We start from the raw sequence: 1,114 nt of genomic DNA on the forward strand, positions 1-1,114 counted from the left end.
GTAGCTACCGTCTTGAACGTCAAGCGGTAGCTGCATAATTTTCATCCCATGGCAGGCGTGTTTTAAGCACCCCGAAGCACATGTGCACCAGCTTGCGCATTACTGCACCCAGCGCCGCCTTCTTTGCCTTCCCTCTCGCTATCAGCCTTTCGTATATCTCTTTCGCCGGTTTATTCCACCGGCTGGCGCTCATTGCCGCCACATACAGCTTCGCTCTTATCCCCGACGGCCCTGTTTTCGACATGTGAGGACGCCCCCGCACCGAGCTTCCCGAGGTCTTCTCTACCGGTGTGATGCCCAGATACGCCGCCACCTGCGAAGCACTTCTGAACGCGCCGTCTTTCAGGATAGCCAGCATTTCCCGGCCTACCTGATCCTTTACACCCTTAATCGATTTCAGCAGATCAAGATCTGCTTTCAGCCCCGGATCGTTGTCCGTGTGGTCTGTAATGAGCCTTTCTATCCGCTCCAGCTCATCGCTCAACCAGCCGTGAGTCCGCTGGAGCGAGGTGATAACTTCCCGCGGCGTGGCCGTGGAGTGGGCTTTTTCCAGCCGGTTTGCCGTCCGCTGAACGTCTTCTTTCAGTGCATCACGCTGACGCAGGAGTGCCCTGAGCTTGCGAACTTCAGGCGATGGCGGCACCCAGGGTTCCGGGTGTTTCAGCTCGCCGTAACAGGCCAGAACGAAGGCATCAACCCTGTCGTTTTTGGTGAGGATATCCATCCCACAGGCAAATTCGCGCACGCGGTGGGGATTGGCCATACAGACCTTAACACCGGCATCATGAAGACCGTATGCCAGATTCTCGTGATAGATACCGGTCGCTTCCAGTACCACGGTGACGCTGTCAGACGGGCACTTCTGAGCGTCGAGCCAGTCCGTGACCCTACGGGCCACGCCGGGTTCATTGGTGAAAACCTTGTGCTTTTTCTTGCCTTTAACACCTGCAGCAAGCAGACAGATATCGATTTTATTTTTACTGACATCAACACCGAGAGTGAACATATTTTGTCTCCTTTCACCTGAGCCAACACGTCATTCCAGCCTTGTACATACGAAGTCAGAGCTTCTGGTTACCGTTCGGATTTTGAGTGACGTGAAAGGTGAAACGGA

The 1,114-nt window shown here is 54.8% G+C and carries 1 protein-coding gene; it reads right to left on the bottom strand.

Translation table 11 applies throughout. The annotated features are described in order from the left end of the window. Window positions 1-19: 19 nt before the first annotated feature. Entirely contained in the window at window positions 20-1,006 is a 987-nt protein-coding gene (locus HYQ67_RS23795) for an IS110 family RNA-guided transposase (RefSeq protein ID WP_202308654.1), read from the bottom strand. Window positions 1,007-1,114: the final 108 nt, after the last annotated feature.

Origin of the sequence: Dryocola clanedunensis subsp. sulfonylureivorans (genome assembly GCF_016756775.1) — a bacterium.
In the GTDB taxonomy this organism is placed as follows: domain Bacteria; phylum Pseudomonadota; class Gammaproteobacteria; order Enterobacterales; family Enterobacteriaceae; genus Dryocola; species Dryocola clanedunensis.

Excerpts from the sequence above, each read along its gene's own strand:
- HYQ67_RS23795 (WP_202308654.1), bottom strand. The coding sequence starts at position 1,006 with ATGTTCACTCTCGGTGTTGATGTCAGTAAAAATAAAATCGATATCTGT.